Origin of the sequence: Abyssibacter profundi (assembly GCF_003151135.1) — a bacterium.
Lineage (GTDB): Bacteria > Pseudomonadota > Gammaproteobacteria > Nevskiales > OUC007 > Abyssibacter > Abyssibacter profundi.
On the sequence record NZ_QEQK01000003.1, the window covers coordinates 101,097 to 127,608 of the forward strand.

Consider the following 26,512-nt stretch of genomic DNA (forward strand, 5'->3'; position numbering starts at 1 on the left):
GGGTTAGTCCTCCTGGCGGTCGAGAATCGTCTCGATCTGATCCATGACCGCATTGAGCTTGCCGAAGACCGCGTCGTAGGGCGCGGCGGTGGTCATGTCGACGCCGGCGGCGACCAGCAGGTCATGTGGATCGTCGCTGCCGCCGGCGCGCAGCAATTGCAGGTAGCCGTCTCGGGCCGTGGTATCGCCTGCCAGGATTTTCTCGGCAAATGCCGCGCCAGCGGTGATGGATGTGGCGTATTGGTACACGTAGAAATTGCGATAAAAGTGCGGAATGTAGGCCCACTCGATGTGAAACGCGGGATCGATGGTCAGCACCCCTTCGTCGTGACCGTGGTAGCGCTTGAGGATGTCGCCGTACAACTCCGATAGCCGCGCCCCCGACAGCGGGGTGCCTTCTGCGTAGGCCTCATGCACGGTGAGTTCGTACTCTGCAAACATGGCCTGCCGGAAAAACGTGCCGCGCCACTGCTCCAGCAGAAAGCCGAGATAAAACAGGCGTTCTTCGTCCGAGGTGGCGGCCTGCATCCGGTTGTCGATGAGCAACACCTCGTTGACCGTCGAGGCAATCTCGGCCAGGAAAATCGGGTAGCGCGCGGTCTCGAACGGCTGGGTCTCGCTGGACAACATGGTGTGCACGGCATGGCCCCATTCATGCGCCAGTGTCGACACTGAATCGAAGTCGTCGTTGTAGTTCATGAGCACGTAGGGGTGCACGTCGTAGGCCGACCCCGACATGTAGGCGCCCGAAACCTTGCCCTCGCGCGGGTACAGGTCCATCCAGCGGGCGTTGAGGCCGCGGGTGAGCTTGGCGACGTAATCCGGACCCAGCGGCGCCATGGCCTTGATGATTAAGGGACGGGCCGTTTCGATGGGGTAGTTCGTCTCCAGTTCGACCAGCGGTGGGTAGATGTCGTAGTAGCGAATCTGCTCCAGCCCGAGAATGCGCTCGCGCAGTTTCAGATACCGGTGCAGCACGGCCAGGTTGGCGTTCACCTGATCGACCAGGTTGCGATACACCGCCTCGGGGACGTGAGTCCCGCCCAGGCTGGCGGCCAGGGTGCTGTCGTAACCACGGGCGTCGGCGAAGAACTTGGCCTGCTGCAGATGGGCGTGGAAGGTTTCACCCATGGTCTGCTCGTAGTCGTTCCAGGTGCCCCAAAACGCTTCGAAGACCCGCTCACGGTCGGCGCGGTTGGCTGCCGCCCGGTGTTTGGCATAGCCCGCCTGCGACAGACGCACGGTCTGGCCGTCGGATAACTCGATGTTGGGCCACGGGATATTGGCATTGGCCAGGGTGCGATAAATCGAGGCCGGGGAGCCGCCCATGGCGCCCGCGGACGCCAGCAGCGCTTCCCGGGCCGGGTCGAGGGTGTGGGGCGCCCGGCGTAAGGTCGTCTCTAGCAGCCGGTCGTAGCGCTCCAGCTTGGGCAGGCGCTGCGTGAAGTCCGCAATGGTCTCGCCGCCCAATGCGATGATCTCCGGCGCCATGTAGCTGGTGACTTCGCCAAAGCGGGTGTACAGGCGTCGTACCTGCTGGCGCATTTCTGCCGGGATGGGCTGGCTGGTGTCCTGATCGGCCAGCAGGCTGGCATAGACGCCCACGCGGTAAAGCCTGCGCAAGGCGCTGTAGTAGCGCTCCAGACAGGTGTTCAATCCTTTGGGATTGCCCAGCCGGCCTTCGCATTCGGCGAGCGCGTCGAAGTAACGCTCCAGCTTGCGACGTTCGGTATTCCACTCGGCGACATCGCGGAACAAATCGCGAAGATCCCAGCGATTCGGATCATTGGTCGGGTCGGTCGCGGCGCTGGCCGTGGTCAAAACCGCGCCGAACAGGGTGATGGCCGCGATGGCAGCCTGCAGTCCCATGCGCATGAGCGCTCCCCTTGAAATGGTTGCAGTGACTGTGATTCGGGCCGGGCAGCGCGTCAAGGCGGTGGTAAACTCGCGCACCATTTGACTGTATGCATCGCAACCCCTGCGGTTGCCTGACTCCTTATGTCTGATCACACCGTTCTCGTCGTTGGCGGCGGAGGCCGCGAACACGCCCTGGCCTGGAAACTTGCACAGTCACCCAAGGTGAGCCGCGTGCTGGTGGCACCCGGGAATGCGGGCACGGCCATTGAGCCGTTGTGCGAGAACGTGGCCGTGGCCGCCGAAGACGTGGACGGTTTGCTGGCACTGGCCGACCGTGAAGCCGTGGCCCTGACCGTGGTCGGGCCGGAGGCGCCGTTGGCTGCCGGCATCGTGGACCGTTTCCGGGACGCCGGGCTCAAATGCTTCGGCCCGACGGCGGCCGGTGCCCAGCTTGAATCGAGCAAGGCGTTCGCCAAGGCCTTCATGGAGCGTCATGGGATTCCGACGGCCGCCTACGCCGAATTCACGGACACCGACGCCGCGCTGACCTACCTGCGCGAGCAGGGCGCGCCGATCGTCATCAAGGCCGATGGCCTGGCCGCAGGCAAGGGTGTGGTTGTGGCCCAGACCTTGGAGCAGGCCGAGGCCGCCGTGCGCGACATGCTCGACGACGGCAGCTTCGGTGCGGCCGGCGCCAAGGTGGTCATCGAGGAATTCCTGCCCGGCGAAGAGGCGAGCTTCATCGTCATGGCGGCGGGTGATGCCGTGGTCGAGTTTGCCTCGTCACAGGATCACAAGCCGGCGCTGGATGGTGACCGGGGACCGAACACCGGCGGCATGGGGGCTTATTCGCCGGCACCTGTCGTGACGCCTGACATTCATGCCACGATTCGTCGCGACGTGATCGATCGCGCGCTGGCCGGGTTCGCCGCTGACGGCATCGAGTATCTGGGCTTTCTGTACGCCGGCCTGATGATCGACCCGAATGGTGGCGTCAAGGTGCTGGAGTTCAATTGCCGACTCGGTGACCCCGAAACCCAGCCGCTGCTGAGCCGTCTGGATAGCGATTTGTTCGACCTGTGTCTGGCAGCCGTCGATGGGCACCTGGGTTTGATGAGCGCGCGGTGGAATCCACAGGCCGCACTGGGCGTGGTCATGGCCGCTGGCGGGTATCCCGGCGCCTACGACAAGGGCCAGGTGATCGAGGGACTGGAGGCCGCCGCCGGCACCGGGGCCAAGGTCTTCCATGCCGGCACCGCACTGGATGCTGACGGCCAGGTCGTGACCGCGGGGGGGCGTGTGCTCTGCGTCACCGCATTGGGCGATGACGTGGCCGCCGCCCAGGCTGGCGCCTATGCCGCAGCCGACAAGATTTGCTGGGAAGGCGTGCATCTGCGTCGCGACATCGGCGCCAAGGCGATTGCCCGCGGCTAGGTGCCAGGATGTTGTTCTGGTTGCTTGTTGTTCTGGCGTTGCTGGTGTTTGCCGGAAGGCGGCGTGCACGGCTAATCGAACAGGACTATCCCCCTGTGGGCGAACTGCGCCGGCTGGATGGGCGCGAAGTCCACGTGGTGGAGGCCGGCGAGGGGCCGGCGATCATCCTGCTGCATGGGGCCAGTTCGAATCTGCGGGACTGGACTGAAAGTCTGCTTCCGCTGCTGGCCCGCGAGTTCCGCGTGATCGCCATTGATCGGCCTGGCCTGGGGCATAGCGCGGCGTCCCGCGACTGGCTGAACCCTGGCGATCTGGCGGATTTCGTCCTCAATGCCGCAGATGAGCTGGGTGCCCGGCAGCCGGTCATCGTCGGGCACTCCTGGTCGGGCTCGGTGGCGCTGGCCGCATTAACCGACCAGGGTCACCGCGTTGCCGGTGCAGTGAGCCTGGCGGGCGTGGCCAGCCATTGGGTGGGCGGAATCGGCTGGCCGACGCATCTGGCGCGGGTGCCGATCCTGGGGCGCTTGTTTTGTCATGCCGTCGTGCCCTTATTGGGGCCGACGATGATGCCGGCGGCCATTGCCAAGATTTTTCGCCCGAACACCGTGCCGGAAGGCTACGCAGAACGCATTGCCGCGCCGCTGGCTTTGCGTCCCGGCGCCTTTTGGTCCAATGCGCGCGACCTCGTGCGGCTGAACCGCTTTCTACAGACCCAGAGCACACGCTATCGGGGGATTACCCAGCCCTTGCTGGTCATCCACGGCCAGGACGATGCGGTGGTGCCGTTCTGGAACCACGGCGAGCGGCTCACGGCCCTGCTGCCCGAGGCCGAGGTCCAGCTGCTGCCGGGCATGGGCCACGCGCCGCATCACGTCGCGCCCGAGGACATCGCCGAGCGCATTGCGGCGTTTGCGCGGCGCTGCCAGGCCGCGGGTGATGACAGGCCGGCAGCGGTGTGATGCCTTGTTCGCTGAGAATGAACTCTTCGTTGAGCCGGGCGTCTGTCTGACATGGCCATGAGCTTGCTCGACAGTGCGCTGCGCCGGGTTCAGGTGCGCAAGGCCGGTGAGGTGACACTCATCGTGTTTGATGGCCTGGGTGCGGTGGCAACCGATACCCTGGGATTTCGCTCGGCCGAGCGTTGGGCCTTTTCGCGGATTTCCAGCGGCAATGTGGTTCGGGACCGCACCACGTTTCTTGAGCGGCTGGAAACGGCGATTGTCCGGCGTGGCACGTCGGTGACGACGACCCACGGCACGTCGCGAGGGGTGGCCGGGCTGGCCAAGAAGATGAAGCAGGCCGGTTACAACCTGTCCGAGTGGCAGCTGACACAGGCCGCCAAGGACATTCTCGATCCCCCGCCGGAGACCGACGCAGACATGGATGCCGACGAAGAGCCGGCAGACGAGGGTCACCCTGATGATCCGACGCCCATCGAGGTCTCGCCCCGGCGTGACACGGTGGACCGTTCGGGCATCGATCACAGCCTGGACGACTAGCGTGGTAGTGAACGAGCACCCCAATCGCGAAGCCATGACCCTGCAGCTGGGCAGGCATTGCATCGCCCCGGCGCTGGTGCTGGCGCCGATGGCCGGTGTGACCGACAAGCCGTTTCGTCAGCTGTGTCGCCGATTGGGAGCAGGGTTGGCCCCTTCAGAAATGCTGACCGCCGACCCCGGACTTTGGGAGACACCCAAGTCGCGCGCGCGCATGGATCACAGCGGAGAACCCGGGCCGATCTCCGTCCAGATTGCCGGCTACGACCCGGCGATGATGGCGAATGCTGCGCGCCACAACGTGGCCCACGGGGCCGATATTGTCGACATCAACATGGGCTGCCCCGCCAAGAAGGTCTGCAAGCGCGATGCCGGGTCGGCCCTGATGAAGGACGAGGCGCTGGTCGCACGGATTCTCTCGGCGGTGGTCGATGCCGTGGATGTGCCGGTGACGCTTAAGACCCGCACGGGCTGGGCGGCCGGGCATCGCAATGCCGTGCGCATTGCACGCATCGCCGAGGACAGCGGCATCGCCGCCATCGCCATCCATGGCCGAACCCGCGATCAGAAATATGCCGGACAGGCGGAGTACGAGACCATTCGCTCGGTCAAGCAGGCCGTCGGGATTCCGGTGCTGGCCAACGGTGACATCGATTCACCCGAGAAGGCCTTGCAGGTCCTGGAAGCCACCCGCGCGGATGGCCTGCTGATTGGCCGGGCGGCGCAGGGTCGGCCCTGGATTTTTCGCGAGATCGATCATTTCCTGCGCACGGGCGAGCATTTGCCGTCGCCGGATGCCCGCCAGATCAGCGCATGGTTGACCGAGCATCTGGATGGCATCTACCGGCTATACGGCGAGTATCGCGGCGTGCGCATCGCCCGCAAGCACATCGGCTGGTATGTGGCCGATCAACCGGCACGCGCCGCTTTTCTCAAGCAGGCGATGCGCCTGGAATCAGCCGATGCACAGCTGGTCGCCGTGCGCCGTTATTTCGAGGGCGAGGCCCACCCGGATCGCGATTCGGTGGGTCAGGCTGCCTGACGGACCGGCTAGGGCATCCGCACCTGGACCGGGTCGCCCAGGTTCAATCCAGCCGCCTGCATGGCCGAGCCCTGGTTGACGGCCAGTTCGATGAATCCATTGGAGTTCGTGTACCACAGCGCATGGCCCGGAGGGCGATCTCCGAAGGTGCGCGCGGGCGCGAAGGACAGGCCGCCGGCCATCAGTGTGGCGTTTGGCGCCATGTCGCGAAGGCCGGTCCAGGCGTTGCCGAAGGCATCGGCATAGATCACGCGGGCGCGGTCCTGCGGCATGCCGTCTTCGGGGGCGGCGCATTCGTGATGCGGTGGCCAGTCACCCAGGGCAAGACGCGCCGCCGAGGGGGCAAACAGGTCCCGACCATGAAAGCTGGCTGACATCCCGTCGGGTTGCCACGCCAGGTGCCACCATCGACTCGGGTGATGGGCGACGGCGACCGCGTTCAGCAGTCCATTGTCGGGACCGACAAACAGGCGGTTGCCGGCTTCGACGATGACCGGATGCCGGGTCGTCCCCACGCCGGGGTCGATGACGGCGCAGACCACGGCATCTTCGGGCAGGCGCTCGGTGAAGGCTTCCAGCAGCCAGCCCGCCGCATGCGGCGAGAAGGCCGGCGCATCGTGCATGAGATCAAAGACCGGGACCTGCGGTGCAAGGCGATGGACAGCCAAGCGTAGCTGACCCACATAAGGGCCATCGAATCCGAAATCAGTGAACAGGATGACCGGGCGCATCGTCGTGAAGATGAAGGCTGGAGGGCAACTGTAACGCGATGCGAAATCCGGCCGGGTCGATGTTCCGGGCGACGACCCGGCCCTGATGGGCACGCGCCACGCGTTCGACCAGGGCCAGGCCCAGGCCATAGCCGGCATCGGGCTGGGCGGCTCCCCGCCAGAATGGCTCGAATAGGTGGGGTAGCGCAGTCTCCTCGACACCCGGCCCGTCGTCGACCACGGCGATTTCGATCCAGCTGTCCTGCCTGAGCAGCTCGATCCGGATGGTGTCTTGAGCGTAGCGCAGCGCGTTGCCGATCAGATTGTCCAGGGCGCGATCGAGCAGGCGCAGGTCCGCCTTGACGGTGACATCATCCGCTGTGGAGTCCACCCCGAGTTGCAGTGATTGCTCTTGCGCCGCGATGAGATGGCGGTTGACGGCATCCTGGGCGAGCTGCAGCAGCGAGAGCGGCTGCAGGTCCAGCCGGTTCACGGAGGCGCCACGATGCGCGGGGTCCAGGCGGGCAAACGTGAGGACCTCTTCCACGAGTTCGTCGATGCGCTGCACGTCCTCGTCACAGCGATCCAGCGCGGAGCTTTGCCCGCTGCGCGCCAACTCCAGCGCCAGGCGCATGCGCGCCAGGGGGGAGCGCAGCTCATGGGAGACATCATGCAGGAGTCGGTCCCGGTCGGTCACCAGCGCCTGAATACGCCCGGCCATGGCATCAAAGTCTCTGGCCAGTGCAGCCAAGTCATCCGACCCGTTGGTGGCCGTTGCAGGCACCCGGGCGGCCAGGTCACCGTCGGCGAATTGGCGGACGGCCGTCTGAATGGCGCGGACGGGGCGGGTCAGTCTGCGCGCCATCCAGGCAGCGACGGCCGTAATGACCAACAGCGAGACGAGTAACTGCAGGCCCATGGCCAGCGGCGGGGCGATCATCGGTCGGGCGTCGTCGCGCCGCAGCGCGACCGCAAAATAGGGTTGGCCGTCCGGGGCGAAGATCTCGACCACCACGGCCAGACGCCCCCGGGGGAGTTCGACGACACCTGGAGCCGCCTCGATCAGGCGTTGTCTCCACCGCTGCAACTCGGGCGGCAGGGGCCGTGATTCACGCATCAGCAGCAGACGGAAACCGCGGTGACGTAGACGGCGGTGGACGGCACCCATGCCTTCGCGACCCCGGTACTGGGCAGCGGTGACTGCGTCGGCCAGGGTGTCGGGGTCCAGCGCCGTCAGGGCGCGATAGCGACCCATTTGCTGCGTGATGAGCAGGGTCAGCACCAGTGTCACCACCAAGGCCAGCCAGAACGCGACCAGCAATCGCAGGGTCAGGCTACCGCGCATGGTCATCCACCAGCAGGTAGCCCGCGCCGCGCCGGGTGTCGATACGCACGCCGGCCTCGACCTCACCCAGCTTTCGCCGCAGGCGGCTGACGTGCACGTCCACCGCGCGGTCATAGCGCTCCAGCGGGCGGCCAAGGGCCTGCTCGGTCAGTGTTTCCCGGCTGACAGTCCGGCCCTGGGCCCGGAGCAGGTGGCGCAGAATTTCGAACTCGGCGCCGGTGAGAGTCAGGGGCACGTCACCACTGCGCACCGACCGGTCAGCCGGGTCCAGCACCAGGCGCCCGAGACGAAGGCCGGTGTCCGCATCATCTTCCGGGCCTGCACGCACCGCCTGACGTCGCAGGAGGGCGCGCAGGCGCGCGACGAGTTCGCGGGGCATGGCCGGCTTGGCAAGATAGTCGTCGGCGCCAAGTTCCAGGCCCAGAATGCGGTCCACCGGTTCGCCACGCCCGGACAACATCAGCACGGGCAGATGCCAACGGGCACGAATTCGGGTCAGCGCGTCCAGTCCGGAGATGCCGGGCAGCATGACATCGAGCACCAGCGCATCGGGCAGCGGCTGTTCCTGCTCCAGCGCGGCCAGGGCTGCTTCGGCACTGTGCACCGCCCGGGCGGTCATGCCCTGGGTGGCGAGATAGTCGATGAGCAGATCGCAAAGGGCGACATCGTCGTCTGCGATCAGGACGTCTGGCGGATTGTTCATGTCGGCAGTGTGCCGAGTTCAATCGGGCTTCGGCGAGGGCTTTACCTTTCTTTACCTCATCGCAACGCAACTTGACGTGGGCAATCGGTACAAATGTGTCGTCAATCACCCCAGGAGTACGAAGATGAAACGACTAATCACCGCTTTGCTGATTGCAGCCACGGGTTGGGTCGCCATGGCCGGCCCCGCGATGGCTCGCCCCGACCATGACAATCGCCGACACGGCCCGCATGAGGGGCCGGGACACATGATGCGGATGTTCAAGGGTCTGGATTTGAGCGATGCGCAGCGGTCCCAGATCGAGGGCATTCTCCAGGCCAACAAAGCGGATGGCCAGGCCTTGCGTCAGCGCTCCAAGACACTGCGCGAGCAGATGTCCGAACTCGACCCGATGGCTTCGGACTACAGCACCGAGACCCAGATGCTGGCGAACCAGGCGGCGGAACTGAAACGCGAGCAGGTATTGCATCGCAGCGAGTTACGCCGACAGATCGCCGCGGTGCTGACTCCCGAGCAACGGGCTGAGCTCGAGGCCAAGATGGAGGCCAAGCAGGAACGGTTCCGCGAACGTGCGGAACGCTGGGCATCCAAACCGGACGCCTAGGCCCGGCGTTGGTCGCCAGGCGGCACGTGGTGGCCGATGCGCAGTGCAGGCATCGGCCACCACCCGTTGACCATCCGGCAGGTGAGGTGGATCGCGCGATACACTAGGGACGCCCTGATTGATTCCCGCCGTTGCACGAAAGGCCGCCCATTCGCATGACCCTGTCCCACCTGCATTGGTTTGTCGAAGTCGTGCTGGCCTCCGCATTGGCGGTTGCGCTCTGGAAGCTACGGCAACAGCGCACCCAGCCCCGGACCGCGGGCGAAAGAGATCCGGAAGCCGGATCTGACACCTACATCGCCATCCGTATTCTCAACCCCATGGAATTGGCGCGGCGGCAATCCTGGCTGGCCGGAACGCTGGCCGGTATCTCCCCCAATTTTGTACGGCGGCTGGTTCACACCCGCACGGTGCAGATTCTCAAGGATCAGCTGCTGGACTACGGTGTGCAGGCCGATGTGCGCCTGGAGCGAGGCCGGCCGGCACCGGGTTTGCCGCTTAAGGACATGCGACCCCCTGGCGTCAGCAGAGGCCCGGACGAGCCGTCATGACAGTCGTGTCGAGGCCACCAGCAAGCAAATCCAGCCGCCGAGCAGCAGCACCCCGCCAACGGGCGTGATGGCCCCCAGTCCGCGCACACCGGATAGCGCCAGCGCGTAGAGACTGCCCGAAAACAGCAGCACGCCCAGTGCAAACAGGCTGCCGGCGGCCGTTAGCCAGGCCGAACTACCGCGTAGCACCAGGATCCCGACAGCCAGTAGGGCCAGGGCGTGCCAGAACTGGTAGTTCACCGCCGTTTCCCAGACCCGCAGCATGTCGGATGACAGCCGCGCTCTCAGCGCATGGGCGCCAAACGCGCCAAACGCCACGCCGAGAAAACCAAAGAGAGCGGCCAGCGCCAGCCAGGGGTTAGGCATGTCGGAATGTCCTGCGAAAAGGGGCCGCTAGGGAAACACTAATCTACTCGCGCCGCCAAGTTGCTGCCTGCAAACAGGCCAGGCAAGGCGCGAGGAATGAAGTTTGGTCATTCCAAATGAACAACGAGCAACGCAGTCTGGCCTGTTTGCAGGCGCAATCCAGACGGAACGGGCCGGTTTTCCCGCGATCCTGCGTTGCGAAGCGCGTCCATGCGCTTCGCCCTTCGGGCCGGCCTACGGCCGTCCGAATGCGTTCCGTACGCATTCGTGTCGTTCGCTGACTTGGAATGACCAAGCGGCACTCACTCCGCCTGGGCTCGCGGGAAAACCGGCTCCGTCTTGGTGGTGCGAATAGATCAGTGTTTCCCTGGTGTAGGGAATCTGGCCGGGCGTCCCCAGCTGGCTACAGCGTGTAGAGCAGATTCAGCATCCACTGGGTGCGCGAGTAGCCCGTGCTGCCGCGGCGGAGCATGACGTGATGTGCGGCGGCATCGATGACCAGTTGCCGCGAAATCTGCCGATTCAGGCCCAGCAGCAATCCGCCGCCCGTGCCGTCGCGGCGATAGGCGGGCTCGCCGGCGGGGTCGAAGGCTCGATCGACCGTTTGACCTGACTGGATGCTGCCCCCAGTCACGGTGGTCGTGAAGCGCCCGTTCAAGGCATCCAGGCGACCGTAGACAATCTGGGCAGCGGAGGGCTGCCAGTCGATTTGCAGGGACAGGCGATGCAGTCGCGTGTCAAACGCTTTGCTCTGGGTTTGCCGCCAGCGAGAGGCCAGCTGCCACGCACCGCGAAGCCGCGTGGTGAACTGTCTTTGCGCCCCCGCATGCAGCTGCAGATGCCAGCCGTCGCGCCGGGTGTCGGCCGACCATCGCCCGCCGCCCCGCAGTCCGGCCGACCAGCGTGGGGCGCCAAAAGCGGCCGAGTGTTGCCAGTGGCTCTCGACCCCGATGACGGGCTCCACGCGAGAAAGTCGCGGATAGTGCAGGGCCTGAACCGCCTGCAGCCCCATGCGGGCGTTCAACCGCAGTTGTGACCCGCGGGCGAGCAGGCGTTGACCGGTCAGGCGCTGGCTGACTTCCAGCGAATCACGCGATCGCAGGCCGTCTGCAGCCAGCCCGGCATTGCTGTCCAGCCGGATACCGTGATCTCCCTGCCACTGCCAGGTCACGGCCGAGGCCATCCCGGGCAGGGCCAAATTCAGTGCAATCCCCAGCAGGGCTGATAGTGCGCCCGGCCGGGCACAGGGCCACGGCCGGGACGGGGTGCGGGCCATGGTCAGGGTGCTTGCGGTTCTCGCCGTGACCAACCACTGATGGCCAGCGTGGCCACGATGCCGATCAGCAGTCCAATCCACGGCGCGAACAATGCGATGGCCATGCCGATGAGCAGGACGGTGCCGCGCTCAGCCGGCTCCCGGGGGATGGCCATGGCGACATAAGCGCAGGCGAAACCCGTGAGGATGAGCGTTAATGACAAGGCAATGCCCATCAGCGGCTTCAGTCCGGTGAGCAGCGGCAGCAGCAGGAAGATGATGGGCAGACCCATCAAATAGTACGAGGCAATCCCGCTGTGCAGGCTGTCCATGCCCGCACGGCCCTGTCGCCAGCGCTGGACGATGATGACATGCACACCTGTCCACATCGCGCCCTGCGTCGGGAAGAACGGCGCGGCCACGCCCATGATGGCGTTGCGGATACCCACAGAGAGATGCGAGCGGGTGGGGTTGATGTCCACATGCTCGTCGGGTCGATCGCTGGCGGCTTCGCGAATCACCTCGTTGCCGGTCACCAGATCGCCGAACAGCATGATGTAGGTCATCAGCGCCAGTGGCATGACCTGGATGAACATCTCGACACTGGGCCAGCCAATGGCAAACGGCGAGACCTTCGCCCACAGGTCTGCAAAGGGCGGAATCAGGATGCCCCACTGGATGTCGTAGTCCACTTCGCCAACCAGCGGTCCGACGATGGCCGCGGCCAGAAAACCGGGTAACAGCCCCAACGCGCCGATCAAGGCCAGCCAGCGGTGCCGCTCCTTCAACGCCTGCAGCGGCAGCGAAAAGGTGATGATCAGGCACAGCGCGCAGGCCACCGTGGTCGCAATGGGCTGCACATGCAGAAATCGCTCGGCGTCGTCGATGAACACCCGCTTGAACGCCGCGATGGCGGCGCCGAGGATGATGCCGGCCTTGAGCGTGTCCGGCAGCCACAGCATGAACCGCTTGCCGAGGCCGGTGATGCCGAGAATAAGTACCAGGGCCGCGAAATCCAGTGACATGGCGGTCATGGCCTGCCAGCGTTCGACCGGGTCGCTCATTTCGCCGATGACCACCGCAAGCACTAGCGGCAGGGCGGGCGTGACCCAGCCGGGGGCATAGGGCTCGCCAAAGATGATCGATGCCGACGAGATCAGAAAGGCATGGATGAGCGAGCAGGCGACGGCTTCTTCGAAGGTCAGGCCAAAGACGCCTGTCATCAACGGAACGAGCGCCAGTCCGGTCGCCGCCGAGACGAATAGGCCTTGCAGGAATTCCTGCCAGTACAAGCGCGTGTGCAGAAACGGCACACGCAGAGTAAACAGGCCCCAGCGCCAGCCCGCCTGTTCGCGGGCACGGGTGTTGTTCATGGTCTCCCCTTTTTGTGATGGTTGTCCCCCGGTCGCCCGCAGCATAACCAGCTTGTCTCTGCCAGACCATCGTCCTGCGCGTGCGGTCCTGCTACCGTCAAGATCGGCTGATCGCATTCAGAGAGGCGGCAATGGTGGACGACCCGCGCAGACGCTGGCTGATCCGGGCGCTGGCGGGCGGTTGGCTGGGTGCGGCATGGCCGCGCGTGCTGCAGGCTGCGCCGTTTGGCCAAGTGCCAGCACCCCTGGGCCCAGAGCAGTCCGTGTTCCGCGTGGTGGGCGATGTTCGCGTCAATGGCGAGCCTGCCGACCGGCAGACCCGCATCGGCATGGACGATCACATCGAAACCGGCGAGCGCGGTGAACTCGTCGCCGTCGTGGGTTCGGATGCGTTGCTGATTCGTCGCCAGTCCAGCGTGCAACTCGGGCTGGGGCAGGCCAAGCAAGCGCTACGTTTGATCACCGGCGCGATGCTCTCGGTGTTCGGGCGCCGGACACGGCAATCACTGACCATCCACACGCCCATCGCCACTATCGGGGTGCGCGGCACGGGTGTTTACGCCACATCTGAGCCGGATCGTTCCTACCTATGCACCTGCTACGGCCGCACCGAACTGGCGGCGCGGGGCGAGCCCGGTGCTGTGGAGCAGATCACGGCCACCCATCACGATGCACCCCGCTATGTGCTGGCCCAGCCTCGCGAGGGGCGCTGGATTGTGCCGGCGCCATTCATCGATCACAGCGATCTCGAGCTGCGCATGCTGGAGGCGCTGGTGGGCCGAGAGGTGCCGTTCACCATCACGGATGACCCCTACCTACGCCCTCGGCGCGACTATTGAGGAAGCATGGATTGATTCGCAGCGCCAAGTTGCTGCCTGAAAAGAGGCCAGACTGCGGGGCTCGTCGTTCATTCGGAACGAGGCCAGGGATTCAGGCCGCCACTTCAGCCGGGGCCTGATCCGTGCGATCCACCACCCCGTCTGTCATCCAGCAACCGGGACAGTCAGCGGAGTCTGATTCGGCCAACACAAAGAGGTAGAGTCGGACCGCGCCCTCCTTGGGGTAGACCCGGACCGGGAAGACCAGCCGGCCATCGGTCGCAACGGGAGGACCGACCTCGGCCCGTCGGTGATCGAGCAGCGGTGCGTAGCCCGTTTTCACCATCGCCGCAAAGCGGGGCAACGGACCGGTCTGCGCGCGATTGCCCGGCGAGGCAAATGCAAAGGCGGTGGCAATGCCGCTGTCGGGCGTGGGCTCATCATTGGATTGCAGGGCCCGGAGAACCGTTTCGACCACCGCTCGCGGCGCGAGGTCGGCATGCGGCTTCGCCGGGTCGTCGAGTGACCGGGAGCAGCCCAGGCACAGCCCGGCACCGAGCATGAGCAGAACCGCTAGACGCAGCGACATGGCAAGACTCGTCAAGAACAGGGCCTCAGTATGCGTGCACCGGCCTCGGCAAGCCGCCGCCGTTCAGGATGCAACCAACCAGGGCGCTGGCGCATCTGACAGATGACCGGCGGGTCTGGCGGCTACCGCCGGGCGCTCGAGAGGCATAGACTGGCCAAGCGGTCGCATCGAACGGTGCCAGCAGAGCGCCACGGGCCGCAAACAGAGCAAGGAGGAGAACAATGACGCGATGGATGCTGCCGGCACTGGCCGGAATCAGCTTGCTGGTGGGCTGTCAGCCGGCCAGCACCGAATCCGCTGCCACCTCGCCCGAGGCGGCTTCACCCGATTGTCTGTTGACGGTGGGCTGGGATCCCTGGGAGCCGTACAGCTACGAGAGCCTGGAAGGGCGGATTACCGGGTTGGACGTGGATCTTGTCCGTCAGATGAGCGACGCCGCGGACTGCGAAGTGCGGTTCCACAAGGGCAACTGGGTGGCGTTGCTGGACGAATTGCGTGCGGGGCAGATCGACGTGCTCATGGCCGCGACACCCACCACGGACCGCCGCAGCTTTGCGCATTTCTCCGAACCGTATCGCGACGAGTCCTTCGCCCTGTTTGCACCGCAGGACCAGGTACAGATGTACCAGGGGGCGTCGCTGGAATCGCTACTTGCCGACGGCAAGCGTATCGGGATTACAGACGGCTACTACTACGGCGATGGTGTTCAGGCGTTGCTGTCCGATCCGCAGTTCGACGCCCAGATCGTCGCGGCGCCTGTACCCGAGGCGAATTATCGCCATTTGGAGGAGGGCACCGTGGATGTGGTCATCGGCGACCCCTACGTGGCCAGTGCCGTGCTGCGCCGGACCGGGCTGGGTGCGTCAATCGAGCAGTTGCGTGGGCATGTGCATTCCGGCGCGGTCACATTCATGTTTTCGCGCGAGAGCGTGAGTGAAGCGCAAGTGGCGGCCATGAATGCCGCGCTGGATCGCCTGGAGTCAGCCGGGCACATCGCGGGCACGTTGGATCGTTATCGCGGTAGCTAACACGACCGCTCCCACCGTCACGGTCGTCCGTGACGGTGGGAGCGGCGGCGCTGCTAGCTGCGCGCCGATGCCAGGCGCATGAACAAGCCCAGGCCGATGCCCCAGGCCGCGTTGAGAATGAGCGCACCCACGATGACCTGGGGGTTCCAGCCGCCAGCGACGCCCAGGCCCTTGATTGGAAAGACAATGAACAGCGCAACCGCGCTAGGCAGCAGCGCGCCGAATAGGGCTGCGCGGAGCCAATAGGCACTGCCCGTGGCATGGCGGATCAACAGCCAGATCGGCAGGCCCCAGACCCCACCCCAAAACGCCAGCGAGATCACGGCCGGGATGCCCAGCGGAGCCGTTGCGGCCATGTTGAATGGCGGGGCGGGCAGATCTGCCCCGACCAGATAAAACAGGGCGTAGACGCCTTGATGAAAGATTAGCGTTGCCAGAAATCCGCCAATAAACGCTTTGCCATAGGCCATGTTCGTCTCCCCAAGAGTTCATGAGCGATTCGGTCGCCCAACGGACCGCCGAACCTGTTCGTCGCGCACTGCGCGCGTTGTGGCGATAATATACGCGGCCGTACTTCAGCGCCCGCGGTGGCCAGCACCATGAGTTTGTTCGCCCGATCCAGCCTGACCGTCTCGCCCAAAGAGGTGCCAGACCCGGTTTATGACCCGACGCCGGACAGCCATTCGGCACTGGCGGTGCTGGCCGGCGGCTGCTTCTGGTGTGTCGAGGCCGTGTATCGCGAGCTCGCCGGCGTCACCGAGGTGGTGTCCGGTTATTCGGGGGGAACGGCCGAGACGGCGGACTACAAAACGGTTTGCACCGGCCAAACCGAACACGCCGAGGTGGTTCAGATCGCCTACGATCCAACACAGACCAGTTACGGACAGATCCTGAAAATTTTCTTCGCGGTGGCCCATGATCCAACCCAGTTGAATCGACAGGGCAACGATATGGGGACCCAGTACCGCTCGGCGATCTTCTATGCTGATGCGCTACAGCAGGAGGTGGCGGAACGCTACATCCAACAGCTGGAGCAGGCCGGCGTCTTCAGTCGCAAGATCGTCACCCGTTTGGAGCCGTTGGAGCAGTTTTTCGAGGCCGAGGCCTACCATCAGAATTACGCAGCGCTTAATCCCGGGCAGGGCTACATCCAGGCTGCGGCCCTGCCCAAGGTGGACAAGCTGCGTGCTTATTTCGGGGATCGCCTGCGCGAATCCTGACATTGCTGTCCCCGCAGCAGCGGGGCAATCCGGAATTCACAACTAGACCTTCTAAGGAGTCCAGATCATGGCTGATTACAAAGCCCCCGTTCGCGACATGAGTTTTGTCGTCAACGAGGTTCTCAAATTCGATGCACTGCGCGAGACGCTAGGCTACGAGGATGCCACCGCCGACACCATTGACGCGGTCTTTGAGGAAGCGGGCAAGCTGGCCTCCGAAGTCGTGCACCCGCTGAACCAGATTGGTGATGCAGAGGGTGCCAAGCTGAACGACGGTGTCGTGACGCTGCCCGAAGGTTTCAAGGATGCGTTCGACCAGTACAAAGAGGCCGGCTGGGCATCGCTGCATGCGGCCGATGAATTCGGTGGCATGGGCATGCCGCATCTTGTCGCGGTTCTTGTCGACGAAATGTTCTCTGCCGCCAACCACTCCTGGTACATGTATGCATCGCTGACCCATGGCGCGGTGAGTGCGATCCAGACCTGGGGCACCGACGAGCAAAAGGCCAAGTACCTGCCCAAGATGGCCACCTGTGAGTGGACGGGCACGATGAATCTGACCGAGCCCCACGCCGGTACGGACCTGGGCATGCTCAAGACCCGCGCAGAGCCCAACGGTGACGGCAGCTATGCCATTACCGGCACCAAGATCTTCATCTCCTGCGGTGAGCATGAGATGAGCGAGAACATTGTTCATCTGGTGCTGGCCAAGCTGCCGGACGCACCGGAAGGCACCAAGGGCATCTCCATGTTCATCGTGCCCAAGTTCCTGGTGAACGATGACGGCTCGCTGGGCGAGCGTAACTCGCTGAAGTGTGGCTCCCTCGAACACAAGATGGGCATCAAGGCGTCGGCCACCTGCGTCATGAACTACGAGGGCGCCACGGGCTACCTGATCGGGGCCGAGCATGGCGGACTCAAGGCCATGTTCACGATGATGAACGCCGCCCGCCTGGGTGTTGGTGTCGAGGGTCTGGCCAAGGCTGCGCTGGCCTACCAGTACGCCACCAGCTACGCCAAGGAGCGGATCCAGGGTCGCGCGCTCACCGGCCCGCAGGATCCCGACAAGCCGGCCGACAATATTCTGGTCCATCCGGATGTCCGCAAGATGTTGCTGACGATTCGCAGCTTCGTCGAAGGCGGCCGACTGCTCGCGGGCTACACCGCCATGATGTTGGATGTGCGGCACAAGCACCCCGATGAGGAGAGCCGGACGCGCGCTGAAGACATCGTCAGCCTGCTGACGCCGGTCATCAAGGCCTTCTTCACCGACGAAGGATTCCGCGGTGCGAACTTGGGTATGCAGTGCTACGGCGGCCACGGTTACATCGTGGAATGGGGCGCTGAACAGATCGCCCGTGATGCGCGTATCAGCATGATGTACGAGGGCACGAACGGTGTGCAGGCCATGGATTTGGTGGGCCGCAAGCTGTTCTGGCATGGCGGCCGTGCCGTTAAGGCCTACTTCCAGGAAATGAGCGAGACCCTGGCCGCCGCTGCCGGGCGTGACGACCTGAAGGATGTGGCCGAGCAGGTCCAGGCCGCCTTCGGATCGCTGCAGACCGCAACGCAGTATCTGGCCGAACAGGGCCGCAGCGCTCCCAACAACCTGGGCAGTGGCGCTACGGATTACCTGCGGCTGTTTGCCGTCACGGCGGTCGGCACCATGTGGCTGAAGGCGGCCATGACGGCAAAAGACGCGCTGGACGCGGGTTCGGCCGAGCAGGACTTCTACGCCGCCAAGCCCGTGCTCGCCCGGTTCTTCGCCGAGCAGTACGTCTCGGAGCACAGCTCTCTGCTGGCGCGCGTGCAGACCGGTGCCGACACCATCATGGCCCTGGACGCGGCCGCGTTCTAAACCGTCGGAGCCGCGTCAGACGGGACCCACGCGGTCCCGTTGTTCTCACCACAAGGCCGCGCTCGTCGCGGCCTTGTGTGTTGAGGGAGGGCGTCGCGCGTTAAATCTACGATGGGCGGGGCCATCGCTAAGGCCTAAGCTGGTCGCCAGCCTGCGTTTGTACCCTCCCATGTCAGAGCCCCGTCGCACCTACGAAATCCGAATCGATGAGCGCCGTGCCCGGGTTGAACTCGCCACGATGCAGGTTTCCGGCAGCCATTTACGTCCGGGACGTCGCGAAGGGGACGACATCCTGGACGATCCCGTGACGTTTCACGCCGTCTGGTTGGAAGATGAGGACGGTTTCGATCACGAGCTGACATTGGAGCCGGGACTGTTCGACGCCCGCGTCGGCGACACGGTGCAGGCACGCATGCTGACCGACGGCAAGGTCATTCGCTTTCTCAGCGTGTTCAACAGCCGAACGGGCCAGCGCATCACCGTCAATGCCTTGAGCCGTGCTGTGGTCGACTGCCATCTGACCGAATCCTCTGCCGAGATGGTGGGGCGGATCTCCCTGGCCGCGCTGGGCAGTCTGGCGGTGACCTATGTCCTGTCGCTGTTGTATGTCATCGGCTCCTGGGCCGAGTTCGGAGTCGCGGCGCTGGTGCTCTGGGCCGTTAGCACTGCGCTGTTGATCGGCTCGCGCCGCCGCCGTGTGGCACGCTGGATCCAGGCGATTACGGCCGCGCCCGATGTCGACTTCCGCAAGCCCTTGACCTGATCTGCGGCCGGCTGACGCGCCGGCGGCATGCCCATGAATCCGCGAGGATGCCGGGGGCTCGGCAAGCCTTCCGTCAGGCGCTAGGCTGACGCCGGTGCGCCGAATCGTTCACATCGACATGGATGCGTTCTACGCCTCCGTGGAGCAACGCGATGACCCCCGCCTGGTGGGTCAGCCTGTGGTCGTGGCCTGGAAAGGGCCCAGGTCCGTGGTCTGTGCGGCGTCCTATGAGGCGCGGCGCTTCGGCATCCGGTCGGCCATGCCCGCAATGCGGGCTGCTCGACTTTGCCCCGACGCCGTGTTCGTGCCGCCGGATTTCAAGCGCTACAAGGCGGTTTCGAAGCAGGTTCACGCGATTTTTCGTCGCTACACCGACCAGATCGAACCGCTGTCGCTGGATGAGGCCTATCTGGATGTCACGGCACAGCGTGGTGGTTTGGAAACAGCCACGGATGTCGCGTCGGCCATCCGTGATGCCATCCGCGAAGAACTCAATTTGACCGCGTCGGCCGGTGTGGCACCCAGCAAGTTTCTGGCAAAAGTCGCCTCGGATTGGCGCAAGCCGGACGGGCAATTCGTGATTCCGCCGCAGCGCGTTCAGGCGTTCCTGGAGCCATTGCCGGTCGGCAAGATTCCCGGTGTTGGCCGGGTGACCGAGGCCAAGCTGGCGGCCCTGGGGGTGCGCACCGTCGGTGACCTGCGCCGCTGCGATGCGGCGGCTTTGCATCAAGCCCTGGGCCAGTTTGCGTCGCGGCTGCTGCGCCTGTCCCAGGGGCAGGATGATTCGCCTGTCCGCACCGAGCGCCGGCGCAAGTCGCTGTCAGCCGAGGACACGTTTGCCGTGGATCAGCCGCTCGAGGCGCTAGAGCCGGTGATCCGCAGGCTGGCCGATAAGGTCTGGGCCAGCGCGCAGCGCCAGGGTTACGTGGCCCGGACTTTGGTGTTGAAGCTCAAGACGGCTGATTTCGTGTCGCTGACACGTCAGCAAACGCTGGCGACTCCGCCCGCCACGCAAGCGGATTTTGTTGCGGCATTACTCCAGCTCCGCAGTCGCGTGGATCGACCGGCCAGCACCTTGTATCGGTTGGTCGGTGTGGGTTTTGCCCAGATCGAGCCGCCGGGTCCGGCGCTGCCCGACTTGCAGCCCTCGCTGTTCGATCTCGAAGGCTGCTGACCGGCTGCGGGTGTTTGTGCAGTGTCTTTGCGAGCCGGCCTTCCTCCGGCGTCTCGGCTAGACTGGCGCGCATGGGACTGACTGGAGGGCGATCTCGCACCTCGTCTGTCCATCTCATTCCAACCTATCAGGACACCATGCGACGACTTATTGTTCTTGTGGCTGCAGCCTTGACGGCCTGCGCCCAGCAACCGCTACCCATTATGAAAACCGATGCGAACCCGCTGTTGCAGCCGAGTCCGCTGCCTTACGAATATCCACCCTTCGACCGGATCCGGGCTGAGCACTTTTTGCCGGCTTTTGAGGTCGGGATGCAGGAGTCGTTGGCGGAGCTCGATGCGCTGGTGTCTCAGGATGCCGAACCCACCTTTGAAAACACCATTGTGGCAATGGAGCGGGGCGCGCAGACGCTGCAGCGGGTGGCGACGATCTTCTACGGGTTGGTAGGCACGCACGGAACTGACGAGCTGCAGGCAATCAACAAGACGATTTCGCCGAAGCTGGCGGCGCACCAGGACAAGCTCTACCTCAATGCGGCCGCGTTTGCCCGTGTCGATGCCCTGTACCAGAAGCGCGCATCGCTGGGGCTGGATGCCGAATCGCTCCGCCTGTTGGAGCGCTACCACACCGACTTTGTCCGTGCGGGCGCCCAGTTGGACGAGCCGCAGCAGGCGCGGTTGCGCGAAATCAATGCCGAGCTGTCGGCCCTGACGACGCAGTTCCAGCAAAACCTGCTCAAGCATACGAATGAATTGGCGGTGGTCGTGACCGATCGCGAGGAACTGGCGGGGCTGTCCGATACCGAGATCGAGGCCGCGGCTGCGACGGCCAAGTCCCGCGGTGTCGAGGGCTACGTGCTGACGCTGCAGCTTCCGACATTGCAGCCCCAGCTGGCCGATCTGGACCATCGCCCGCTGCGTGAGCGCATTCATCGCGCCTCGGTTCAACGCGGTCTCACGGACGGGGCATTGGATAACCGGCCAGTGATTCTGCAAATCGTGTCGCTGCGAGCCGAACGGGCTCGGTTGCTGGGCTACGACACTCATGCGGATTACGTTCTGGCCAACGCCACGGCGGGCACAGCAGATGCTGTGAACACCCTGCTGGCCAAGCTGGCGCCGCCTGCGGTGGCAAATGCTCGCAAGGAGGCCGAGCGTCTGCGGCAGGCTGCGGGCGAGGCGGTGGATCTGAAGGTCTGGGATTGGCCCTACTACCGCGAGATCGTCCGTCAGGCGGACTATGACTTCGACCAGAATGCACTCAAGCCCTATTTCGAGATGGAGCGCGTGCTCACCGAGGGCGTGTTCTACATGGCCAAGGCGCTGTACGGCCTGCGTTTCGAGCGTCGAGATCATCTGCCGGTCTACCACCCGGACGTCACGGTCTACGAGGTCTTCGAAGAAGATGGAGACGCCTTGGGGCTGTTCATCTTTGATCCCTTTGCCCGCGAGACCAAGCGGGGCGGTGCCTGGATGAACAGCTATGTTCAGCAGTCGCGATTGCTGGGCAAGCGGCCGGTGGTCGCCAATCATCTGAACATCACCAAGCCGGCGGGTGATGAGCCCGTGCTGCTGACCCCGGGTGAAGTGAACACGATGTTTCACGAGTTCGGCCATGCCCTGCATGGCTTGTTCTCCAACGTGCACTATCCGTACTTCTACGGCACCTCAGTCCCGCGGGATTTTGTCGAGTACCCCTCACAGGTCCATGAGATGTGGGCATTCTGGCCGGAGGTGATGGCGCGCTACGCCCGTCATCATGAAACCGGCGAACCGTTGCCACAGGCGATGATTGATCGCTACAAGTCGACCGAGCAGTTCAATCAGGGTTACGCCACCACTGAATACCTCGCGGCCTCGCTGCTGGATCAGGCCTGGCATCAGCTGCCGGCCGATGCCAGCGTCGAAGACGTAGAGCGTTTCGAAGCTGAGGCGCTGGAGCAGGCGGGCATCGCATTGGAACTGGTGCCGCCGCGCTATCGCAGCACCTACTTTGCCCACGTCTTCGCCGGTGGATACGCGGCCGGTTACTACTCCTACGTCTGGTCTGAAGTGCTGGATGCCGACACGGTGGCTTGGTTCAAGGCCACCGGCGGGCTCAGCCGTGAGAACGGCGATCGCATGCGGCAGGGCATTTTGTCGAAAGGCGGCACCATGGATGCCCAGGCCATGTATGAGGCCTTCCGCGGGCGTGCGGCCGAGATCGGCCCGCTGCTGGAGCGGCGCGGCCTAACCGCCAACTAGTGCCAGCGGCCCGTCAGCGCTTATCCGGGCGCTGACGGGCCGCCCACCGGATGTGTCGCTGCACCGTTTCGTCAGCGCAGATGGCCTCCAAGGTGGCGTATTCACGGCCCAGCGTGACCTCGTCGAACTGTCGATGCAGAAAGCGATGGCACAGTCGACAAAGCCAGATGCCTCGGTGGCTAAGGGAAGCACTGATTTACTCGCGCCGCCAAGACGGAGCCGGTTTTCGCGCGAGCCCAGGCGGAGTGAGTGCCGCTTGGTTATTCCAAGTCAGCGAACGACACGAATGCGTACGGAACGCATTCGGACGGCCGTAGGCCGGCCCGAAGGGCGAAGCGCATGGACGCGCTTCGCAACGCAGGATCGCGGGAAAACCGGCCCGTTCCATCAGGATTGCGCCTGCAAACAGGCCAGACTGCGTTGCTCGTCGTTCATTTGGAATGACCAAACTTCGCTCCTCGCGCCTTGCCTGGCCTGTTTGCAGGCAGCAACTTGGCGGCGCGAGTAAATCAGTGCTTCCCTGGGGTCTCCCGATCGTAGCGGCGGGCAAAGTAAGCCCGCTTGTGAACCTTGCGCGGGATCAGGTGGTGAAACTGCAGTGGCGTTTCGCGGCCACATAGCTGGCAGTGTTGGACGGTGGCGCGGGTCATGGTGCCAGTGTAGAGCCTCGGTCATGGCCATGGTGGGGAGCGACCCAATCGAGCAGGCCTGCCTTGCAATCGGGCCGCTGCGAGGGATCGCCTGCGCCCGACGTGTGCCTACACCAACTTGGCCAATTGCCGCCAGCCCCTTGCGACCGGTACCTTTCCGGACACGACGATCAACTGGGGAGCCCGCATGCTAACCGTCCACCACCTGGAGCATTCCCGCTCGCAACGGGTTCTTTGGTTGCTGGAAGAATTGGGGGTCGACTACGAGGTCAAGCGTTACGCCCGCGACCCCAAAACCTCATTGGCGCCGCCGGAGCTGCAGGCGATCCATCCGCTGGGTAAATCGCCGGTCATCACCGATGGCGATCGTGTCATCGCGGAGACCGGGGCCATCATCGAATACCTGATCGAACGCGAGGGTCAGGGCAGGCTGCTGCCAGACGACGAGTCAGCACGCCTGGACTATCGATACTGGATGCATGCAGCCGAGGGCAGTGTCATGCCTCTGCTGGTGATGACGCTGGTGTTCAACCGCGTCGAAACCGCGCCGATGCCGTTCTTCATCCGACCGATTGCCAAGGGCATTTCGGCCAAGGTCAAGGGTTCGTTCATTAACCCAAGCCTGGAACGCATGCTCGCGCATATGGAGGCTTCCCTGGCAGAGACCGGCTGGTTTGCGGGCAAGACCATGACGGCGGCGGACATCATGATGAGCTTCCCGGTCGAGGCCGCGAGCGCACGCACGGGCGGCGGTCAGCAATATCCCAACCTGCAGGCATTCGCCCAAAAGATTCACGCGCTGCCCAGTTATCAGCGCGCGCTGGAGCGCGGTGGCCCCTACGAGCTCATGGCCTAGGGCGCGGGGTCGGTGCCTGCGAGCATCCACAGCGGCGTGTCCCGTCCCTGTCGGCTGGCCTTTAATGCCGTGCGCGGCTTGCAGGGCTGGGGACATGTCCCGGAAGTGTCTGGTGGGCATTCGTGAGTCTTGCGGAACACCTGATCGGGCAGGCTGGCGAACTCATCATCGCACTGGACGCTGGCGATAGGGTGATCGCGGCCTGGGGTCAGGATCCCGTTTCGCGTGCGCCGGCGCGGCAGTTGATCGAGCGCAGCCTTGATGACATCTGGTCGGAGGGTTCCCAGGCGCTGCTGGAGGCCTTGAACCGGCAGGCGGCCGAGCAGCGCCAGTCCTTCGATGTCTCGTTGAGCGCGGCGGGCAAGACCCTGGCGGTTCGTGTGCGTAGCACGGTCCTGGATGGTGCTTACGCCGGGGCGCGGGTTGTGTTCATCGATACGCTGCAGGAGCGGTTTGCGACGTCGGGGCTTGTGCAGCATCTGATGCATCAGCACCCGGATTACATCTTGGTGGTGGATCAGCAAGGGCAGTTGGTCGATTCCAACACGGCTGTTGTGCGCGACTTTGCCACGGGCGTGTCGGGCCGCATTGCGGTTGACGACCTGCTGTCCGAGTCGGCGCAGCGTCAGTGGCGGGGGCAGGTGATGTCGGCCCTGTCCCAGGGCGCGGACTGGTCGGGACATAGCGTGTGGCTGTCGGCTGATGGTCGGCGACTGCCCATGCAAATGCATGTGGTGCGCCTGGCGCGCGAGCAGACTGCCGGCCAGGGGCATATCGCTATTTTTGCGCGTGACACCTCGGCCGAACAGCGCGTCGAGGCCGCGCTGCGAGAGAGCGAACGCACGTTGCGCAATATTCTCGATGGCACTCCCGTGGCGCTGCTGGGTCTGGAAATGAGCGGCGACATCGTCTCGGCGAACCAGCGCGCCGGTGTGTTGCTGGGGCGGGACGCGGGCGATCTCATTGGCATGAATCTGCACCGGTTCATGGATGACGATGCCTTCGAGGAGGCGGCATTCCGGCTCGAGTACGCCTACAGCGAAGATTCGCTGGAGCGCTGGAACGCCCGTATCGAGCGGCGCGACGGCACGGCGCTAGACGTCGCGGTCACAGTTCGTGGGGTGCTGGGACGAGGCGGGCATCGCATTCTGCTGGCGGCCTTCGAAGATGTGACCGACTACAACCGACTACAGGCCGAGATCACCTACCAGCTTGATCACGATGTGCTCACCGACCTGCTGAATCGACGGGGGCTGGAACGCGTCCTCAAGCAGCGGGCAGGTGATGAGGATAGGCGTGGGTACGTCTTCCATCTGAATATCGATTATTTTCGCTACATCAACGAATTGATCGGCCAGACCGAGGCCGACACGGTGCTGTGGCGTATCGCCGATATGTTGCGCCGCCGCCTGCAGGGCGAGGGTGCGGCGATTGCCCGGGTGGGTGCCGATGAATTCGTGGTGGTGCGGTTTGATACCGGCGATGCCGATGCGCGTCAGCATGCGACGGGTTTGCTCGAAGCGCTGGCGCAGGTCGAAACACCCCCCACCGATACCGCGCTGTCGCTCACAGGCTGCGTCGGCTACGCGCCATTGGGTGACGGCGGGTGGTTACATGCCCTGACGGCCGCCGGGTCGGCCTGTTACGCGGCCAAGGCCGCCGCGCGCGGCAGTATTCGCGAATACACCGCCGAGGAGCCGGGTGACTCCCAGGATGCCCGGACGGTGATGGCGGCCGCGCAGTCGGTGCGTAACGCCTTGTCGCAGGAGGCCGTCCTGCTGTATGCCCAGCCGATTTACCGCACGGCAGGCGCCGAGTCGGGGCAGCCGCACTGCTTTGAGATTCTGGCGCGTTTTCAGGACCGTGACCGGGCCACTTTCCCGGTCCATCTGCTCAGCGCGGCCGAGCGCTTCGGCCTGATGGATCGATTCGATCGCTACATGGTCCGGCGCGCGCTGGCGTGGATGGCGGCACATGAGACCGTGGTGGATCAAATCGATCATGTGGCGATTAACCTGTCGGGCAATTCGGTCTCCGATCCCCTGTTTCAAGAGTTTCTTGCAGAGGCCGTACAGGGATCGTCGATCGCGCCTGACAAGCTCTGCTTCGAGATCACCGAAACCATTGCCGTTCGCAATATCGCGCAGGCGCGGCGTTTGATGCGCCACATCGGGGAGTTGGGCTGCCGGTTCTCTTTGGACGATTTTGGCGCCGGCATGTGCTCCTTCCACTACCTGCGCGATCTACCTGCCGACTACGTCAAGATCGATGGCAGCTTTGTTCAGGGCATGGAAGATGACCCCGTCCGGCATCAGCTGGTGCGGTCGATCAACGAGACGGCCCAGGTGCTAGGTAAGCAGACCGTCGCCGAGTTCGTCGATAGCCCGGCGGCGTTGCAGGCACTGGCCGAACTGGGGGTCGATATGGTCCAGGGCTGGTTGTTTAGCCCGGCCGTGCCCATCGACGAGATCCCCGCGGTGATGGCGCGAGGCGCTTGAACCTTTGCAGCTGGTGCCGGTCTTCTACGACAGCGCGGCGGGTTGCAGTTCAAAAAATGCTATGCGTCGGTACACCGGC

The 26,512-nt window shown here is 64.5% G+C and carries 24 protein-coding genes; 15 read left to right on the forward strand and 9 right to left on the reverse strand.

Features of this window, described 5'->3' with window-relative positions:
• Nucleotides 1-3 precede the first annotated feature (3 nt).
• Complete coding sequence (gene pepF / locus DEH80_RS03680; RefSeq protein WP_165831271.1) at nucleotides 4-1,875, reverse strand: oligoendopeptidase F; 1,872 nt, start codon at nucleotides 1,873-1,875, stop codon at nucleotides 4-6.
• Nucleotides 1,876-1,998: 123 nt separating this feature from the next.
• Here pepF and purD point away from each other — a divergent pair, with 123 nt between their 5' ends.
• From purD to dusB, 4 genes are read left to right on the forward strand one after another with little or no spacing between them, the layout of a single operon-like run.
• Nucleotides 1,999-3,291 carry a phosphoribosylamine--glycine ligase gene (gene purD, locus DEH80_RS03685; protein ID WP_109719132.1) on the forward strand — a complete coding sequence of 431 codons (1,293 nt, stop codon included), beginning with the start codon at nucleotides 1,999-2,001 and terminating at the stop codon, nucleotides 3,289-3,291.
• A gap of 8 nt (nucleotides 3,292-3,299) precedes the next feature.
• Entirely contained in the window at nucleotides 3,300-4,250 is a 951-nt protein-coding gene (locus DEH80_RS03690) for an alpha/beta fold hydrolase (protein WP_109719133.1), read from the forward strand.
• A gap of 57 nt (nucleotides 4,251-4,307) precedes the next feature.
• Nucleotides 4,308-4,790: a hypothetical protein gene (locus DEH80_RS03695; protein ID WP_133249104.1), complete on the forward strand. Its 483-nt coding sequence runs from the start codon at nucleotides 4,308-4,310 to the stop codon at nucleotides 4,788-4,790.
• A gap of 34 nt (nucleotides 4,791-4,824) precedes the next feature.
• Nucleotides 4,825-5,829 (forward strand): tRNA dihydrouridine synthase DusB, encoded by a 1,005-nt coding sequence (gene dusB / locus DEH80_RS03700; protein ID WP_330408654.1) that lies wholly within the window; start codon nucleotides 4,825-4,827, stop codon nucleotides 5,827-5,829.
• Between the two features lie 8 nt (nucleotides 5,830-5,837).
• On the opposite strand, the gene DEH80_RS03705 is transcribed toward dusB, so the two are convergent.
• Genes DEH80_RS03705 through DEH80_RS03715 form a run of 3 tightly spaced genes read right to left on the reverse strand, consistent with a single transcriptional unit; the run spans nucleotide 5,838 to nucleotide 8,587 of the window.
• The gene (locus DEH80_RS03705) at nucleotides 5,838-6,560 is read right to left on the reverse strand and encodes an SAM hydrolase/SAM-dependent halogenase family protein (protein ID WP_109719135.1); all 723 of its coding nucleotides are present in this window, start codon (nucleotides 6,558-6,560) and stop codon (nucleotides 5,838-5,840) included.
• Nucleotides 6,535-7,884, reverse strand: coding sequence for a sensor histidine kinase (locus DEH80_RS03710; protein ID WP_165831272.1), 1,350 nt, complete (start codon nucleotides 7,882-7,884; stop codon nucleotides 6,535-6,537). Before DEH80_RS03710 ends, DEH80_RS03705 begins: the two co-directional genes overlap by 26 nt.
• Nucleotides 7,874-8,587 (reverse strand): response regulator transcription factor, encoded by a 714-nt coding sequence (locus DEH80_RS03715; protein WP_109719137.1) that lies wholly within the window; start codon nucleotides 8,585-8,587, stop codon nucleotides 7,874-7,876. The genes DEH80_RS03710 and DEH80_RS03715 overlap by 11 nt, the downstream gene beginning before the upstream one ends.
• A gap of 124 nt (nucleotides 8,588-8,711) precedes the next feature.
• On the opposite strand from DEH80_RS03715, the gene DEH80_RS03720 reads away from it, so the two are divergent.
• Together DEH80_RS03720 and DEH80_RS03725 are read left to right on the forward strand one after the other, a co-directional pair.
• Complete coding sequence (locus tag DEH80_RS03720) at nucleotides 8,712-9,191, forward strand: Spy/CpxP family protein refolding chaperone (RefSeq protein WP_165831273.1); 480 nt, start codon at nucleotides 8,712-8,714, stop codon at nucleotides 9,189-9,191.
• 155 nt (nucleotides 9,192-9,346) lie between these two features.
• Complete coding sequence (locus tag DEH80_RS03725; RefSeq protein ID WP_109719138.1) at nucleotides 9,347-9,742, forward strand: hypothetical protein; 396 nt, start codon at nucleotides 9,347-9,349, stop codon at nucleotides 9,740-9,742.
• Here the strand turns inward: DEH80_RS03725 and DEH80_RS03730 are convergent.
• The 3 genes from DEH80_RS03730 to DEH80_RS03740 all read right to left on the reverse strand — a co-directional run bounded on the left by DEH80_RS03730 (nucleotide 9,737) and on the right by DEH80_RS03740 (nucleotide 12,736).
• Complete coding sequence (locus DEH80_RS03730; protein ID WP_109719139.1) at nucleotides 9,737-10,108, reverse strand: DUF423 domain-containing protein; 372 nt, start codon at nucleotides 10,106-10,108, stop codon at nucleotides 9,737-9,739. The two genes, DEH80_RS03725 and DEH80_RS03730, sit on opposite strands and share 6 nt — an antisense overlap.
• Nucleotides 10,109-10,511: 403 nt before the next feature.
• A complete protein-coding gene (locus DEH80_RS03735; RefSeq protein ID WP_109719140.1) occupies nucleotides 10,512-11,384 on the reverse strand; it encodes a hypothetical protein in 873 nt (290 codons plus the stop codon).
• A 2-nt stretch (nucleotides 11,385-11,386) separates the two neighbouring features.
• Entirely contained in the window at nucleotides 11,387-12,736 is a 1,350-nt protein-coding gene (locus DEH80_RS03740) for a hypothetical protein (RefSeq protein WP_109719141.1), read from the reverse strand.
• 131 nt (nucleotides 12,737-12,867) lie between these two features.
• Between DEH80_RS03740 and DEH80_RS03745 the strand changes: the two genes are divergently transcribed.
• A complete protein-coding gene (locus tag DEH80_RS03745; protein WP_109719142.1) occupies nucleotides 12,868-13,575 on the forward strand; it encodes a FecR domain-containing protein in 708 nt (235 codons plus the stop codon).
• A 91-nt stretch (nucleotides 13,576-13,666) separates the two neighbouring features.
• Here DEH80_RS03745 and DEH80_RS03750 read toward each other — a convergent pair whose 3' ends face one another.
• Nucleotides 13,667-14,143: a DUF4864 domain-containing protein gene (locus DEH80_RS03750; RefSeq protein WP_109719143.1), complete on the reverse strand. Its 477-nt coding sequence runs from the start codon at nucleotides 14,141-14,143 to the stop codon at nucleotides 13,667-13,669.
• A gap of 221 nt (nucleotides 14,144-14,364) precedes the next feature.
• Here DEH80_RS03750 and DEH80_RS03755 point away from each other — a divergent pair, with 221 nt between their 5' ends.
• On the forward strand, nucleotides 14,365-15,171 hold the full coding sequence (locus tag DEH80_RS03755; RefSeq protein ID WP_109719144.1) for a substrate-binding periplasmic protein: 807 nt from the start codon (nucleotides 14,365-14,367) through the stop codon (nucleotides 15,169-15,171).
• A 53-nt stretch (nucleotides 15,172-15,224) separates the two neighbouring features.
• Here the strand turns inward: DEH80_RS03755 and DEH80_RS03760 are convergent, their stop codons facing one another.
• Nucleotides 15,225-15,641 carry a hypothetical protein gene (locus tag DEH80_RS03760; protein WP_109719145.1) on the reverse strand — a complete coding sequence of 139 codons (417 nt, stop codon included), beginning with the start codon at nucleotides 15,639-15,641 and terminating at the stop codon, nucleotides 15,225-15,227.
• A 129-nt stretch (nucleotides 15,642-15,770) separates the two neighbouring features.
• On the opposite strand from DEH80_RS03760, the gene msrA reads away from it, so the two are divergent.
• From msrA to DEH80_RS03795, 7 genes are all read left to right on the forward strand, one after another.
• Nucleotides 15,771-16,391 (forward strand): peptide-methionine (S)-S-oxide reductase MsrA, encoded by a 621-nt coding sequence (msrA, locus tag DEH80_RS03765; RefSeq protein ID WP_109719296.1) that lies wholly within the window; start codon nucleotides 15,771-15,773, stop codon nucleotides 16,389-16,391.
• A gap of 67 nt (nucleotides 16,392-16,458) precedes the next feature.
• A complete protein-coding gene (locus DEH80_RS03770) occupies nucleotides 16,459-18,249 on the forward strand; it encodes an acyl-CoA dehydrogenase C-terminal domain-containing protein (RefSeq protein WP_109719146.1) in 1,791 nt (596 codons plus the stop codon).
• A 169-nt stretch (nucleotides 18,250-18,418) separates the two neighbouring features.
• On the forward strand, nucleotides 18,419-19,012 hold the full coding sequence (locus DEH80_RS03775; protein WP_109719147.1) for a hypothetical protein: 594 nt from the start codon (nucleotides 18,419-18,421) through the stop codon (nucleotides 19,010-19,012).
• A 94-nt stretch (nucleotides 19,013-19,106) separates the two neighbouring features.
• A complete protein-coding gene (gene dinB, locus DEH80_RS03780; protein WP_109719148.1) occupies nucleotides 19,107-20,186 on the forward strand; it encodes a DNA polymerase IV in 1,080 nt (359 codons plus the stop codon).
• A 137-nt stretch (nucleotides 20,187-20,323) separates the two neighbouring features.
• Nucleotides 20,324-22,429, forward strand: a complete 2,106-nt coding sequence (locus tag DEH80_RS03785) for a M3 family metallopeptidase (protein ID WP_207774451.1) — start codon at nucleotides 20,324-20,326, stop codon at nucleotides 22,427-22,429.
• A gap of 837 nt (nucleotides 22,430-23,266) precedes the next feature.
• Nucleotides 23,267-23,935, forward strand: coding sequence for a glutathione S-transferase family protein (locus tag DEH80_RS03790; RefSeq protein WP_109719149.1), 669 nt, complete (start codon nucleotides 23,267-23,269; stop codon nucleotides 23,933-23,935).
• 122 nt (nucleotides 23,936-24,057) lie between these two features.
• The gene (locus DEH80_RS03795; protein ID WP_109719150.1) at nucleotides 24,058-26,433 is read left to right on the forward strand and encodes an EAL domain-containing protein; all 2,376 of its coding nucleotides are present in this window, start codon (nucleotides 24,058-24,060) and stop codon (nucleotides 26,431-26,433) included.
• Nucleotides 26,434-26,512 lie beyond the last annotated feature (79 nt).